16 protein-coding genes are annotated in these 13178 nt (G+C 58.3%); 14 read left to right on the forward strand and 2 right to left on the reverse strand.

The annotated features are described in order from the left end of the window. Window positions 1–10 precede the first annotated feature (10 nt). The 14 genes from AC5ZFO_RS35865 (at window position 11) to AC5ZFO_RS35930 (ending at window position 10616) form a co-directional block, all read left to right on the forward strand. Window positions 11–331: a HesB/IscA family protein gene (locus tag AC5ZFO_RS35865; protein ID WP_282524073.1), complete on the forward strand. Its 321-nt coding sequence runs from the start codon at window positions 11–13 to the stop codon at window positions 329–331. Window positions 332–372: 41 nt separating this feature from the next. Next, entirely contained in the window at window positions 373–663 is a 291-nt protein-coding gene (locus AC5ZFO_RS35870; protein ID WP_282524113.1) for a NifU family protein, read from the forward strand. Then, window positions 660–1832, forward strand: coding sequence for a cysteine desulfurase NifS (gene nifS / locus AC5ZFO_RS35875; RefSeq protein ID WP_496123254.1), 1173 nt, complete (start codon window positions 660–662; stop codon window positions 1830–1832). The genes AC5ZFO_RS35870 and nifS overlap by 4 nt, the downstream gene beginning before the upstream one ends. Window positions 1833–1837: 5 nt before the next feature. Next, window positions 1838–2062 carry a putative nitrogen fixation protein NifT gene (gene nifT, locus AC5ZFO_RS35880; RefSeq protein WP_282524071.1) on the forward strand — a complete coding sequence of 75 codons (225 nt, stop codon included), beginning with the start codon at window positions 1838–1840 and terminating at the stop codon, window positions 2060–2062. Next, complete coding sequence (locus AC5ZFO_RS35885; RefSeq protein WP_282524070.1) at window positions 2059–2922, forward strand: SIR2 family NAD-dependent protein deacylase; 864 nt, start codon at window positions 2059–2061, stop codon at window positions 2920–2922. The genes nifT and AC5ZFO_RS35885 overlap by 4 nt, the downstream gene beginning before the upstream one ends. 344 nt (window positions 2923–3266) lie before the next feature. Next, window positions 3267–4823, forward strand: a complete 1557-nt coding sequence (nifB, locus tag AC5ZFO_RS35890; protein ID WP_496123255.1) for a nitrogenase cofactor biosynthesis protein NifB — start codon at window positions 3267–3269, stop codon at window positions 4821–4823. Between the two features lie 10 nt (window positions 4824–4833). Then, window positions 4834–5058, forward strand: a complete 225-nt coding sequence (locus AC5ZFO_RS35895) for a 4Fe-4S binding protein (protein WP_282524068.1) — start codon at window positions 4834–4836, stop codon at window positions 5056–5058. 354 nt (window positions 5059–5412) lie between these two features. Beyond that, the gene (locus AC5ZFO_RS35900) at window positions 5413–5727 is read left to right on the forward strand and encodes a nitrogen fixation protein NifZ (RefSeq protein ID WP_282524067.1); all 315 of its coding nucleotides are present in this window, start codon (window positions 5413–5415) and stop codon (window positions 5725–5727) included. Next, the gene (locus AC5ZFO_RS35905; RefSeq protein ID WP_282524066.1) at window positions 5724–5963 is read left to right on the forward strand and encodes a nitrogen fixation protein NifZ; all 240 of its coding nucleotides are present in this window, start codon (window positions 5724–5726) and stop codon (window positions 5961–5963) included. Before AC5ZFO_RS35900 ends, AC5ZFO_RS35905 begins: the two co-directional genes overlap by 4 nt. Window positions 5964–5978: 15 nt before the next feature. After that, window positions 5979–6338: a DUF3024 domain-containing protein gene (locus AC5ZFO_RS35910; protein WP_496123256.1), complete on the forward strand. Its 360-nt coding sequence runs from the start codon at window positions 5979–5981 to the stop codon at window positions 6336–6338. A 34-nt stretch (window positions 6339–6372) separates the two neighbouring features. Next, window positions 6373–6642 (forward strand): DUF6129 family protein, encoded by a 270-nt coding sequence (locus tag AC5ZFO_RS35915; RefSeq protein ID WP_282524064.1) that lies wholly within the window; start codon window positions 6373–6375, stop codon window positions 6640–6642. 41 nt (window positions 6643–6683) lie between these two features. Next, a complete protein-coding gene (locus AC5ZFO_RS35920; protein WP_496123282.1) occupies window positions 6684–7838 on the forward strand; it encodes a DegT/DnrJ/EryC1/StrS family aminotransferase in 1155 nt (384 codons plus the stop codon). 602 nt (window positions 7839–8440) lie between these two features. Beyond that, window positions 8441–8887: a Rieske (2Fe-2S) protein gene (locus AC5ZFO_RS35925; protein WP_282524062.1), complete on the forward strand. Its 447-nt coding sequence runs from the start codon at window positions 8441–8443 to the stop codon at window positions 8885–8887. 1381 nt (window positions 8888–10268) lie between these two features. Then, window positions 10269–10616: a (2Fe-2S) ferredoxin domain-containing protein gene (locus AC5ZFO_RS35930; RefSeq protein ID WP_282524061.1), complete on the forward strand. Its 348-nt coding sequence runs from the start codon at window positions 10269–10271 to the stop codon at window positions 10614–10616. A 444-nt stretch (window positions 10617–11060) separates the two neighbouring features. Here the strand turns inward: AC5ZFO_RS35930 and AC5ZFO_RS35935 are convergent, their stop codons facing one another. Both AC5ZFO_RS35935 and AC5ZFO_RS35940 read right to left on the reverse strand, forming a co-directional pair. Continuing rightward, window positions 11061–11804, reverse strand: coding sequence for an OmpW/AlkL family protein (locus AC5ZFO_RS35935; protein ID WP_282524060.1), 744 nt, complete (start codon window positions 11802–11804; stop codon window positions 11061–11063). Between the two features lie 442 nt (window positions 11805–12246). Next, the gene (locus AC5ZFO_RS35940; protein WP_496123257.1) at window positions 12247–12660 is read right to left on the reverse strand and encodes an ArsC/Spx/MgsR family protein; all 414 of its coding nucleotides are present in this window, start codon (window positions 12658–12660) and stop codon (window positions 12247–12249) included. Window positions 12661–13178: the final 518 nt, after the last annotated feature.

Raw genomic sequence — 13178 nt, forward strand, 5'->3', positions numbered from 1 at the left:
AGGGAAAGTCGTGATCAACCTGACGGATAGCGCGGTGAATGCAATCAAGAGCGCGATTTCATCGTCGACGCACCCGACCGGCGGTCTGCGCGTCATGATCGAAGCGGGCGGCTGCAATGGATTGAAATACAAGATGGGTCTGGTCGAAGAACCGAAGCCTGACGACACCGTGCTCGAATGCAACGGGCTGAAGGTGTTCGTCGATAACAAGAGCTGTGAGCATCTGATCGGCACGACCATCGATTTCGTGATGGCACTGGAGAGTTCTGGCTTTACCTTTCACAACCCGAACGCTAGCGCGAACTGCTCATGCGGAAAATCGTTCAGCTGATGAAACAAATCGCTCAGCTGATGAGAAGGAGACATCGAAGCATGCCGGCCGAACCAGGAGAACTGAGGCAGTCGTCGTCCACTGCGACAGACCGAGAGCGTCGCATTCGCGGCGCAATCGAAGAGATCCGACCCAATCTGCAACGCGACGGTGGCGACTGTCACCTGATCGGGATCGATGGCAGCAGGGGCATGGTCAGCCAGACCGGTGCCCGCACGTTGTGTAAGCTTTCGAGCGTGACGCTGAAAGGCATTCAGGCTCGGCTGGTCGATAAACTCGGCGAATTTGTCCGCCTAATCCCCGTCGCTGCTGCAGGCGAGGCAGTGGATTGAGCGAAAATCGAGTGCCGATTTACCTCGATAACAATGCAACGACGCGGACCGATCCATCCGTGGTGCAAGCCATGTTGCCGTTCTTCACCGAGCAATTCGGCAATGCTTCGTCCACGCATGCCTTTGGCAGCGAGGTCGCAGTCGCTGTGAGGCAGGCCCGGCGTAGCTTGCGCACCCTGCTAGGGAACGCATACGATCATGAAATTGTTTTCACTTCGGGAGGGACCGAGGCCAATAATGCCGCGGTCCTCTCTGCGCTTGCGATGCAGGAAGACCGCGACGAGATCGTCACCACCTCGGTAGAGCACTCCGCCGTTCTTGCGCTAACCGAGCAATTGGCGACAAGAGGAGTCAAGACGCACATCGTACCCGTAGATGCCCGCGGCCGGCTCGACATCGGGGCGTTTCGCGGCGCACTCGGGCCACGCACCGCGATTGCCTCGGTTATGTGGGCCAACAACGAGACCGGAACGCTGTTTCCCGTGGAGTTTCTGGCCGGGTTGACCCGTGAGGCGGGCGCGCTGTTTCACACCGATGCGGTCCAGGCCGTCGGCAAGGTGCCCGTGAACCTAAAGGACAGTGCGATCGACATGCTGTCGCTATCCGGGCACAAACTGCACGGCCCCAAGGGGATCGGCGCGCTATATTTGCGCACAGGGACAAAATTCCGGCCGCTGATCTGCGGCGGATCACAGGAACGAGGGCGCCGTGGCGGAACTGAGAATATTCCTGGCATTGTCGGCCTGGGAAAGGCCGCCGAGCTTGCGGCGGAGCGGCTCGAACCGGAGCGCGTTCGCATTGGCGCATTGCGCGATCGCCTTGAGCAGGGAATTTTGCACAATGGCGAGTGCGTCGCGCTCGGCGATATCAGCAATCGATTAGCGAACACGGCCAATATTGCTTTCGATCATCTCGAAGGCGAAGCCATCGCCCACCATCTCGATAGGGCGGGCATTGCCGTGTCGCTCGGATCAGCCTGCAACGCCGGCTCAATGCAGCCATCCCATGTTCTGCGGGCCATGCAGGTGCCCGCGTGGCGGATGCGTGGCGCGGTGCGCTTTTCCCTGTCGCGTGAAACCTCCTTCGCGGAGGTCGATGAGGTCGTGTGCGCAGTGTCCGACATCGCGGCTCGCCTGCGCGCCACCTCCCCCGTCGCAGTCAGGGAGTAGACCTCGTGAAAATCATGATCCGCCGGTCTCCGGACGCGGGCCTGTCGATCTACGTGCCAAAAAAGGATCTCGAAGAGCCGATCGTGGAATCCGAGTACGAGACGCTATGGGGCGGCTGGATCAAAGTAGCTAATGGCTGGGTGCTCGATTTGCCCGAGATGGCGAGCGACACACCACTACCGATCACAATCAACGCTAAAAAACGGGGCGAAAACGGGGGCGATCCGTGAAGGCGCCCCCGCAGATCGACTTTGTCGATGCTGCCGATGCAAAGGCGACGCTCGTGGACATCGCTGCCGGCCTGAGGGCCGCGAGCGTCATTCCCTATCTCGGTCCTGGCCTCGCCGAATTGTGCAGATCCGATATGCCGACCACGCCAGAGGCGTTGGCCAGCTTCTTCGCGAGCAAGGTTGCGCTGCCGCGGCGGGCTAGGGGCAATGCGTGGGCGTCGGCGCAGCATGTCGAGATCAGCAAACACCGGTCCTCCGTGACGGCATTGATGACGCAGGCCTTCGCTCGGCCGGTCGAGCCGACGCGGTTGCACCATCATCTTGCGTCCCTGTCGCTGCCCGTCATAGTCGACGCCTGGTATGATGCCGCCATGCGCGCGGCGCTGGGTAAGCGCGATGGATGGGGCGAAGTGCAGGGTATCACCCGCATCGGCATTGGCGAGAATCGCTGGTATCGCTTTTACGATTCACTTGGCCAAGAGGTCGACAGTGCCGTGGCCGGCAGCTGGGCGACGGTGTTGTACAAGCCGCATGGCAGCGTGCAGCCGGCCAACAACTTCCTTATCTCCGACGCTGACTATGTCGAGGCGTTGACCGAAATCGACATTCAGACGCCAATTCCGGACATCATCAAGGAAAGGCGAATCGGACAGACCTTTCTGTTCATCGGCTGTCGCTTCAATGACCAGCTGTTGCGTAGCTATGCCCGGCAGATCATCAAGCGCTCGGCCGACACCCACTATGCGATCGTTGATCCAGACGCGCTCTCTCGCAACGAGCTCCGGTTTCTACTCGAGCAAGGCCTTACACCGCTTGCGATTGAGATCCCTTGCGCGGTTGAGATACTGATCACCCATTAGCGTCCTTGTGAAGCCCGAATCCCCCAGCTTGTATCGACTTATTTGCGAGAGCCGCAACGCGAGAAGACCCCTTCAGATGGAGCCGGGTTCCGGCGAGCGCAGCGCGAGAAGAATGCGCAAGCCATGGAGCGCTGCGTGAGAATGACGACGTAACTGTCGCATTGTCAACAAGCGCATCATTGCATGTTCTTACATGCGCTAGCGCCGATCGTTTCCGCTAACTCGTTGGCGTATGGCTGCAATTTCATCGTCTCCGCCATGGCATGCAAGTTGCTACCCAGCTTCTTGAGGCTCGCTCACGGATGGTCCTGGGAGGCCGATGATGCCTGCAGGGAAAAATGAAAATGAACGCGGTCGTCGGACGCGGAAAATATGTCAAAGCTGCAGGGGATAACGGCAAGATGAAGCCCGCCGCCGAGCATAAGGGCTGCCGCGCTTCGGCCAAGACCGGGCAGGCGAGCTGCGGCTCGCAGGCAGGGCAAGGCGATCTGCCGATCGAAATCTGGGAAAAGGTCAAGAACCATCCCTGCTACAGCGAAGAAGCGCATCATCATTACGCCCGAATGCATGTCGCGGTCGCGCCTGCCTGCAACATCCAGTGCAATTACTGCAACCGAAAATACGACTGCGCCAATGAATCGCGTCCGGGTGTGGTGAGCGAGAAGCTCACGCCTGAGCAGGCGGTAAGAAAAGTGCTCGCGGTCGCGACCACCATTCCGCAGATGACGGTCCTTGGCATCGCTGGCCCCGGCGACCCCCTGGCCAATCCAGCAAAGACGTTCAAGACGTTCGAGCTGGTCGCCAAGGCGGCTCCGGACATCAAGCTGTGCCTGTCAACCAATGGACTGGCTCTGCCGGACCACGTTGATACCATCGCCAGGTCGAAAATTGACCACGTCACCATCACTATCAACATGGTCGATCCCGAAATCGGCGCCAAGATCTACCCGTGGATCTTCTTCAACCACAAGCGCTACACCGGCATGGACGCGGCAAGGATACTCACCGATCGCCAGCTGCAAGGCCTCGAGATGCTTAGCGAACGGGGCATCCTGTGCAAGGTCAACTCGGTGATGATCCCAAACATCAACGACCGCCACTTGGTCGAGGTCAACAAGGCGGTGAAGTCGCGCGGTGCCTTCCTTCACAATATCATGCCACTGATCTCCGCGCCCGAGCACGGCACGGCATTTGGCCTCAACGGTCAGCGCGGACCGACTGCGTGGGAATTGAAGGCGCTGCAAGATGCTTGTGAAGGGGAGATAAAAATGATGCGGCATTGCCGCCAGTGCCGCGCCGATGCGGTTGGTCTACTCGGAGAGGATCGCAGCGCAGAGTTCACCACCGATCAGGTCATGAAAATGGACGTCCAATATGACTTAGAGATGCGCAAGGGTTATCAGGACAGGGTAGAGGATGAGCGTGCCGCCAAAGTCGCGGCCACCCAAAAGGAGCTTGCGGAATTTGCCGGAGAGATGAGCGCGATCACTCTTTTAGTTGCCGTCGCAACCAAGGGCTCGGGGTTGATCAACGAGCACTTTGGGCATGCAAAGGAATTTCAGGTGTACGAACTTTCTACATCTGGCGCCAAATTCGTCGGCCACCGCCGCGTGGACGTTTACTGCCAGGGCGGTTATGGCGAGGAGGACAGGCTTTCTGCCATCATGCGTGGCATCCATGACTGCCATGCGGTCTTCGTGTCCAAGATCGGCGGCTGTCCGAAAAGCAGTCTGATCAGGGCGGGGATCGAGCCGGTCGATCAATACGCCCATGAGTTCATTGAGAAGTCGGCGATCGCCTGGTTCAAATCCTATCTGGACAAGGTGAAACGCGGGGAGATCCAGCACGTGCAGCGCGGCGACGCCGCGGTCCGGCAAGGATCTCTGATCTCCGTAGCGTAAGGGGAAATATGTGCCATTCAAGATCATCGCCTCGCAGTGTACGAGCTGCTCAGCCTGCGAATCCTTATGCCCGAACGTTGCCATCTCGGAGAAGGGGGCGAGCTTCGTCATTGAGGCGGCGAAATGCACTGAATGTGTTGGCCATTTCGACGAGCCGCAATGTCTCGCCGCCTGTCCGGTCGACAATACCTGCGTGGTTGACACATCCTTGCCTCGCTACCAGGCGCCAACCTAAAGCGTGAGGCCCATGAGTGGCATGACAAGAGCTGGTTCTGAAAGCGTCATAAGCTTCGTGCTGCGCGTTGGCGGCGGCGCAGGCGCCGACGTGCGATCTTCCATCACGGACGAGGACTGCGCTGGATTGCCCTGCGATCGTGCTGTAGCCGGTCGGCAGCACGGGCCTAGCGGGCATTGCATTCCGCGCGGTGGTCCAAAGGCGCTTCGCGATGCCGAAAGCGGCCTTCGGCAGCGCTGCCATCGTCGATGTGACCGACGATGCCGCGCGAGGATGAAGTGATGCAGGATCTCGCCTGCGGTGGGCGAGGCGGCTCCCCGCATCTCTAAAGGAGCGATCCATGAGGAGCGATACATGAACAGCATCGTTCGCGACAGCGACGTCATCGAGCTCAGCGAGCCGCCTATCTTCAGCTTTGGCCAAAAGGTGCGAGCCAGTCGCACCATCCGCAATGATGGCACCTATCGCGGCAAGGAGATTGGCGACGTTTTAGTCAAGAAGGGAGAGGTGGGTTACGTCGTATCGATCGGCACGTTCCTGCAGCAATTCTACATCTACGGCGTCGAGTATCTGGAAAGCGGCTACCGCGTTGGCATGAAGCGCAAGGAACTAGAGCCGGTGGACGCCTGCGAGGAGATCGATGATCTGCCACTGCCGGAGGAGTCATGACGCAGCCCGGCTTTCCGAAATATCGACGTGGCCAGCGGGTCAAGACCGCAGTCGACCTCATCAACGACGACTCATTTCCTGATACGGAGCCCGAAGGAGTCTTGCTCGCCGCTGGAGCGACCGGTGAGATCACCAACGTCGCGATCCATACCGAAGCGAACGTGCCGATCTACATTGTGGATTTTGGTAAGCAGCTGCTCATCGGCTGTCTTGAAGATGAAATCGCAGTACTTTGAATGGAGGCTTTCGCCATGAATGCTGCGCTGATGAGAAAGATAAAGGCCGGGCTGGTGCCTCACCCCAACGAGCTCGATCGCAAACGGATCGAGCGCGGCTTGAGCTCGCGCAAGTGCTATCTCTACGTCTCGCCGAACGTGACGCCGGTGAGGGGCGGCTATCTCGTCGAGAGCCCATGTTGCTCGCGCAACATCAACAAGGATGGCGCTCTCATCGATGTCGCGCTGATTCTTTATGATGGCGTGAGCGGAGTCTGGAAGCTGTTTCGCAAGAACCACGCGCGAGGGATCTGGGAATTTTACAGCCTTTACCATCGGCTGACCTCTGCAATTGACGAATTGAATGCGGATCCGGAGCGTCTGTTTTGGCAATGATGGCCCGCCTTTCAGCAGTCATAGAGGAGCCACGATGGCGCTCACCGCGGAGGAAGTGATCGAAATCGAGCGGCTGCTTGCAGCCGATGTCGCCGAGATGGATCCGTTTGTCGAGCTGCGGCGCCGCTTTCCGCAGCTTGCTTGGGTGCGCTGTGATGCGTCGGATGTGGCGGATCAGCCGTTCCGGCAGTTTCCGCGTTTCGACCTTCATCTGATCGATCGATCGGATCACTGCGTGCAGATTACGGCCGATCCGACGCGGGCGACCGGCATCGTATTGGCCAAAAGGAATGTTGGGCGGTGAGCACTGAACTAGCAGAGTATCGGCTTGATGGCGCGCTCACTGTGGAGGAGAATACATCATTCATTCCACTGTCCGATCCCGATATCACCTTCGCCGAGCTTTCTGCCGTTGAAACGCTGCTGTGTTCGCCGCAAATCTCCAACGGGCGGATTACTGAGGCGTTTGAGCGCGCTTTCGCCGCCTATCTTGGCCGCAAATATGCTGTTGCGGTCTCGAGTGGTACCATCGGGCTTCTCCTTGCGCTGAGGGCGCTCGGCATTGGCCCGGGGCATGAGGTTATCGCCTCGCCATACTCCTTTCGTGAGACCGCGCATGCCATCAGTCTCGCAGGCGCACGAGCGGTATTTGCAGATGTCGACTATTGGTCGGGAGCATTAGTCCCAGCGAAGGCCGAAGAGCGCATCACGGCCAACACGCGGGCGATTGTCGCCGGCAATCCCAACGGTCATCCAGCGCCATGGTCGGAGCTGCGCGCGGTCGCGCGGCGCCATCAGCTGCTGCTTTTGGAGGATTCCACCGAGGCGATCGGATCGAGCTACAAGGGTGAGCTCGTCGGCCGGTTTGGCGACCTCGCGGTGTTCGACTTTGCTCAGCCGGTGGCCCTAACCTGTGGCGAAGGCGCAATGGTGGTGACCGACGATATCGACATCGCGCTCGGCTTGCGTCGCCATTGCGCCCATCGCCTGGACGAGCGCTCTTCCGTTGTTGTCGGTAGCACGGCGCCTTATCAGGCCGGCATGAGCGATCTCACGGCTGCCTTGGGCCTAGCGCAGCTCAAGCGTCTCGATGAAATCCTGGAGCGGCGTCGGTTCATCGAGCAGCTTTATAACGCGCATATGCAATCATTTGAGGGCATCAAGCCGCCTTATGTTGGCCCCAATGTGAGCGAGGTGAACTGGTTGCTTTATCTCGTTCATCTGGGGACACGCTTCACGCGATCGGGGCGCGACGCCATTATCGATGATCTGCGCGTCGCGCAGGTTGAATCCGCCGCCTATAGCCAACCCCTGCACTTGCAACGATACTACTTTGACTTCGGCTATCGGCGTGGCGATTTCCTGGTTGCGGAAAAAATAGCAGATCGCGCTCTTGCCCTTCCGTTTCACACCCATCTCACGAACAAGCAGATCGAGTTCATCGTCGAGACCATGAAAGATGCGTCGATAAACGTGGGAGCGGGTGCCGCGATTTACTGAGATGCTCGTCATCCACGACGCGGAAGAACGAGGATTGAATTGCGATGAGCGTGGTGTTTCTCATCGCGAGAGATGAGCAACCGGACCGAGGATACGTCGTTTGTCGCTGCGTCGTCGGAGACATCGTGATCCACATGGCTGGAGCGCCCCGGATGCCGCTGGCGGCATGCACTCGTCTTAAAGCCGCAAGAGAAATGCTCCAAGCGAGCGCGAAGAAGATCTACTCGATAGCGGAGAAGGCGGGCGTTCAAGGCGCGGCTTGAGAGCCTACGCGTCAAGGTGCCCCAAACCAAGCACATCACGGTCGAGATTCTCGGTGTCGCTCAGGATCTTTAGTTACCAAAACAGGGGATCGGTATGAACTCGCAACAAGTCATCATCCACGTCCGCTTCGCTCCGAACGGAAGAGTGATCCAAATCAGCGAGCGTCCGGCGAAGCTCACGCCGAACCAGTGGTTTGACGTCCTCAACACCCGTGCCAACTCAGCTTACCGACCTCTCGCTCGTGGCCGTGGGATGTTTCAGCTGAGCCGGACTGCGATCCAAGCCTTCAAGCAGGAAACTGCGAGGCCGGGATGAGCGAACCTATAATCGGCAACCTGATGAGCGGTCACATCGAGGTTTTTGCCGTCTGTCCGGCCGATGCCATCGAGCGGAGTGAGGCCATGGGCTTTAGCCTGTTGCGGATTGATGATTGGGGCGAGAGCCGACCGTTTCCAATTATTGTGGTGCGCACCTTCGGCAATGACTATTTCGGTTACGTCAATCGCTGTCCGCATGAGAGCGTCTGGCTCAACATCGGCTCCGGTGCGTTTTTCTCGGCGGATCGCTCCTTTCTCAGATGCGGCCGGCACGGTGCAAGATTTGAGATCGACACTGGGATGTGCATCGACGGCCCTTGCGATGGACAATCGCTTGAGCCGGTAGCGCTCGCCGTAATCGAAGGTGACGTCTGCCTGTGCGGCGTCAAGCTGCTCGAGGACGATCGGTTTGCCGACCCCTTCGGGGACAGCGACGAAATGATGGATATCACGATCCATCCGGACTAACGGGCCTATCGCTTTGTTGTGCTCAAGCTGCCTGAGGCGCTTTGCCTTCGGATGAGGCCATTGTACTCGTGAGCGTTGGCGGATGCGTGTCACAGTGTGTGATTTGTGAGACAAAACGGGCACCTCGTCGGATTGCGACCTTGTACTCCGCGACCTCCGCAGCACCAACAAGCTGCTCTTGCGCTGGCTCGTCAAATCGAGCCGGCAGGCGGGACATGCTTTCTACCCCGGCGATATGTTTGAGCGGGAAATGCCCCCGGCGGCAGGAAGTTCGCCGAGGGTATCGTCTGGGCTTGGAGAATGGGGACCAGGGCCGACAGGTCCGTTTGGACAGGAGGAATGATGATCCTGCGTCAGAAGGCCGGCCGGCGCAGCTGGCGTTATTGCCTCCGCTTCAACTGCCATGCCAAACCTCGGTTCGTGCTAGGCTCTTACCGAATGGCGCCACCATCGTCAGTTAGGGCCGGTTAGGAGCAAATGCATTCATGGGCACGTGTTCTTTGTTCCGCATTTGCCGCTGCAAGCGCGTCTTGACGCGTATCGTGCGAAGCGTGGTCCCAATCTGGGGCCGCTGTGTTGCGGTTTAACGTTGCTGCCGACGGGGATTGCGACCGGCTTGGTCTGCAGCTTCAAAGGTGGCTCGGCGATTCATCCCTGCCTCGTTGGGCTCTCGCGACAGCGCTATCTCTTGAGCAAACGATAGATGGGCAGCGGCGGAACGCAACGTCCAGCTTCAGGGCGAGGAAGATGCGGTGGGCTCGCGCCGGTCAATGCGGCCAGCCGATCACCCATGGCAGAACACGGCGCTCGATTCACCGCACGTTCGATCTCCTCACTAGGCGGCTCGAGTGCCACGAAGATCACTGCTCATTCCAAGATATGATAGCGCAAGAGCTGGGCAAAATAACTGAGATTCTCCGTTAGTCTGCGTACGAACTGCAGAAGGGTGAAGGGTCAAACGCTATGCGAGGTTTGTCGTGTCCGAAACAGAAGCGAACGACATTGTCGCAACCTTCGCAATAATTGTGAGTCGCGCAAAGCAAGGGATCGTTGCAGAAACGAACGTTACGCATCTGGTGTGCAACTTGCTTTGGAGAAGTTGGATGGTGAGGAAGTGATGAGGGAGCAGAAAGATCGCGATGAGGGCAGAAGAGGTTGGAATTGATCTAGGAGGCTGCTCTGGACGCGAAGATATCTATCGCTGATCTTCAACGACGACAATCACTATGGCGCCCGCTCATTTCGCCTGCTTTGGCAAGCGCGAGTGGGAATCATTAGCATCAATTGGTCGATGCGGCGTTTAATCGTAAGAGATTGTGGGGGCGATGTGCTCGCATCTTGTCTCTGCTCAGCTGAATTCCATTGATCACAGGATAGGCGCATGAACTCAGAAACCGAATTCGAGCTTCCTCAACTTTATAGGCATCATGTCTTTGCCTGCAACACGCAGCGTCCGCCAACTCATCCGCACGGCAGCTGTGGCGCCGCCGGCGCGCAAGCCCTGTGGGATCGAATGGCCAAGGCGATCGAAGCGCAAGGCCTCAACGATATTGGCTTCACGATGGCAGGCTGCCTTGGCTTTTGTAACTCTGGTCCCTTGATGGTCGTCTATCCCGACGGAGTGTGGTATCGCGCGACCACGCCTGAGGATGTTGACGAAATCGTAGACTCCCACCTCAAGCAAGGCAAACGTGTCGACCGCCTTGTGATGGTGCTAAAGCGAAGCTAGAGGCTTCGATTAGCGGCCACTTACCCGGACTAGCAAGCATCGACGGCTTGTCCGGCGATGAGCTGGCCGCTCAGAGCTCAGATCGTCTGAGGTTGTGCGTAGCCATCACGCCCCGGATGGGAGAATAGCGAGTCATTGACTTTGCGCGGCGTGCCGCCTTTCTTCTTCGGCCCAGTCGGCAAATGGCGCCTTTGCAACGCGCGACTAGATAATAATATGAACATATGCTGGGTCGATCTGTTTGTGTACCGGCACTCCATGCTGCGTGATCCGTAGCTCACAACGAGAGCAGTGCTGCGAATGGCTTCCCGCGTCTTGCGAAATGACGCGTCCTTGACGCGTCATCTCGCTCTGCTTGCACTACTCAGGTTATGGTACGCGCTCGATGAGCTCGCAGCGGCCGGGTTGATGAAACGGAGTCCCCTTTCTGATCCTGTTTTAGCGTCAGAACTTGTAAGCGACGCCGCCGCTGACGAGCCATGGGTCGATGTTGGCGCGCCCGGTGACGGCAATCGCATTGTTTACGGTCGCAGAGTACTCCGGCCGCAGCCATAGCTTCTTCACGTCAAAGTTGAGGCCCCAGTTACGATCAAGCATGTAATCGAAGCCGAATTGGACCGCCGCGCCGAATTGGTTGCTGATGCGCAAATCCGTAACGGCAAGCCCGGCGAGCGACGTATTGGCTGCCGATTGGTTGAAGAATGCGGTGTAGTTGATGCCCGCGCCGATATAGGGCTTGAGCGCGCCGAAATCGGTGAAGTGATATTGCAGGGTCAGTGTTGGCGGCAACAGCCAGGCGTTGCCGATATCGAGGCCAGTGAGCACGCCATTGCCGCTGATGTGATGGCTAGTCACGCCGAGAATGAGTTCGGCGGCAACGTTTTTTGTGAAGAAATAGGTGATGTCGAGCTCGGGTATGGCTTGATCGCTGATGGAAAGCCCAGAACTTGGTGAGGACAGCGAGGGCGCCCCGGCGACGCTGACTGAGCTGCCTGCAGTATTCGGCAAAACGCCAAGCACGCGCAGGCGGATCATCCATGGATTGAAGGGTTCGATCGGGGGCGCTTTATAGTAGATCGGCGCCCGGCCCAGATCTGCAGCCTGTGCCGGGATGCTGGCCAACGAGGTTGCTAACGCGAGGAGTGATGCCCTCGTCAGAACTGTCCTTGTTCTCATCGAATTCTCCATTCCAAAAGTCGCGCGAAGAGCCGCGCGAGATCTCTGTCACACACGGGGAATGGCGGAGGATTTGATGCCGATCAAAATGGGAATGGGCAGAGCGAAATTATGCCGCTAAGTTGCATAAGGATCACGGCCGCGAAGCCTGGATATCTGTTCTGATCGTTATTCAAGTCAAGAGCGCCGAGTCTCTTCAAGAAACCGCCTCTCGGCCTGGTGCTCTGATCGGATCCAGGCCGCGGACGTGATGCGCGATAAGGGCGGGAACTGTCGCGGCCTCTCACAACGGCGAGAAGCGCGGCATTCGAGCGCAACATAGGCGAACGGAGCAGCCACTCGCGCGCGCCGTCTCAGCGAGGGTGCCGTCGCCTATTGCCCGTTAAGGAAGCCGGAAGTGGGAAACGTCATCTTTGGCTTGTTTGATGGGGCTGGGGGACGCTCCTTGGTTTCCTCAGGTCTGCGGACAGGGCGTGGGGTTTGCTTCGTGCAAGCATCCCTCGAGATCATCTTGCATCTTGCGGCCAAGCAGCGACAGCACGGGCTCATGATCGAGTCCGGCACATCGTGCCCCGTCTACGTCGATCAGCGGTCGTCGTATCAGGAGCGGATCGCCCACCATCAATGCGAGTGCGCTTGCCGCGTCGATAGTGTCGGGATTGACTTCGCCTGACTTGATACGTGCTGCAGCTCGGTTGAACCAGGAGCCGACGGGCATATTGCCGAAGAAGCCGCTTAATTCCTCCGCATCCCATGGCTCCTTCAAGATGTCTTGGGGGATCACGTCGTGCCCGGCTGACTTCAGCGCTTGAATCTGACGCGCGTTAGTGGCGCAGCCGGGCTTCTGATAGAAGATGATTGTCGTCACGACATACCTATGTCGGCGCGCTGAGCTGAACGATTCGTACGGCGCGGCTGCTTCGGGAGCCTGTTCAATTTCTTGCCGATCATCTCCAAAGTCAGCCCAAGCCCCGTACCAATGTATGCAACCTCGCCGCTGATGCGCCAGGTTTCGGGCCCGACCGGCATATTCACGGTCGTCAAATCGGAGCAAGTTCCATTCCACACCTGAAGGCATCGGAACAGGTTTTTCGCGTTGATGGTTGTGGTCCTTTGTTAGCTTTCTGACAGCCGCGCAGATCCTGTTAGATCCAAAACAGCCAGTACCTTGCTCACCGGCTAGTTGGTTTTCAGAAACGTAATCAGAAGCTTAAGGAGCGTGGTCAAGCGTTGGCACGGCGGTTGCTAATAAGTGGCAGCAACACTGAGTGAGGGCTGAGTGCACGCCGACGCGTAAGACGAGCGATGTGCTCCTTCCCTTGAACCCGTGTGCGTCCGTTTCTGAGAGAGAAACAAGCTCGCGCGCAACAAGCGCGCAACTTTTGG

It is taken from the genome of Bradyrhizobium sp. Unk1 (assembly GCF_059512345.1).

Bases quoted from the DNA above. Each gene is read 5' to 3' on its own strand.
- AC5ZFO_RS35870 (WP_282524113.1), top strand. From the start codon at position 373: ATGCCGGCCGAACCAGGAGAACTGAGGCAGTCGTCGTCCACTGCGACA.
- nifB (WP_496123255.1), top strand. From the start codon at position 3,267: ATGAACGCGGTCGTCGGACGCGGAAAATATGTCAAAGCTGCAGGGGAT.
- AC5ZFO_RS35900 (WP_282524067.1), top strand. From the start codon at position 5,413: ATGAACAGCATCGTTCGCGACAGCGACGTCATCGAGCTCAGCGAGCCG.
- AC5ZFO_RS35905 (WP_282524066.1), top strand. From the start codon at position 5,724: ATGACGCAGCCCGGCTTTCCGAAATATCGACGTGGCCAGCGGGTCAAG.
- AC5ZFO_RS35910 (WP_496123256.1), top strand. From the start codon at position 5,979: ATGAATGCTGCGCTGATGAGAAAGATAAAGGCCGGGCTGGTGCCTCAC.
- AC5ZFO_RS35915 (WP_282524064.1), top strand. From the start codon at position 6,373: ATGGCGCTCACCGCGGAGGAAGTGATCGAAATCGAGCGGCTGCTTGCA.
- AC5ZFO_RS35925 (WP_282524062.1), top strand. From the start codon at position 8,441: ATGAGCGGTCACATCGAGGTTTTTGCCGTCTGTCCGGCCGATGCCATC.
- AC5ZFO_RS35930 (WP_282524061.1), top strand. From the start codon at position 10,269: ATGAACTCAGAAACCGAATTCGAGCTTCCTCAACTTTATAGGCATCAT.
- AC5ZFO_RS35935 (WP_282524060.1), bottom strand. From the start codon at position 11,804: ATGGAGAATTCGATGAGAACAAGGACAGTTCTGACGAGGGCATCACTC.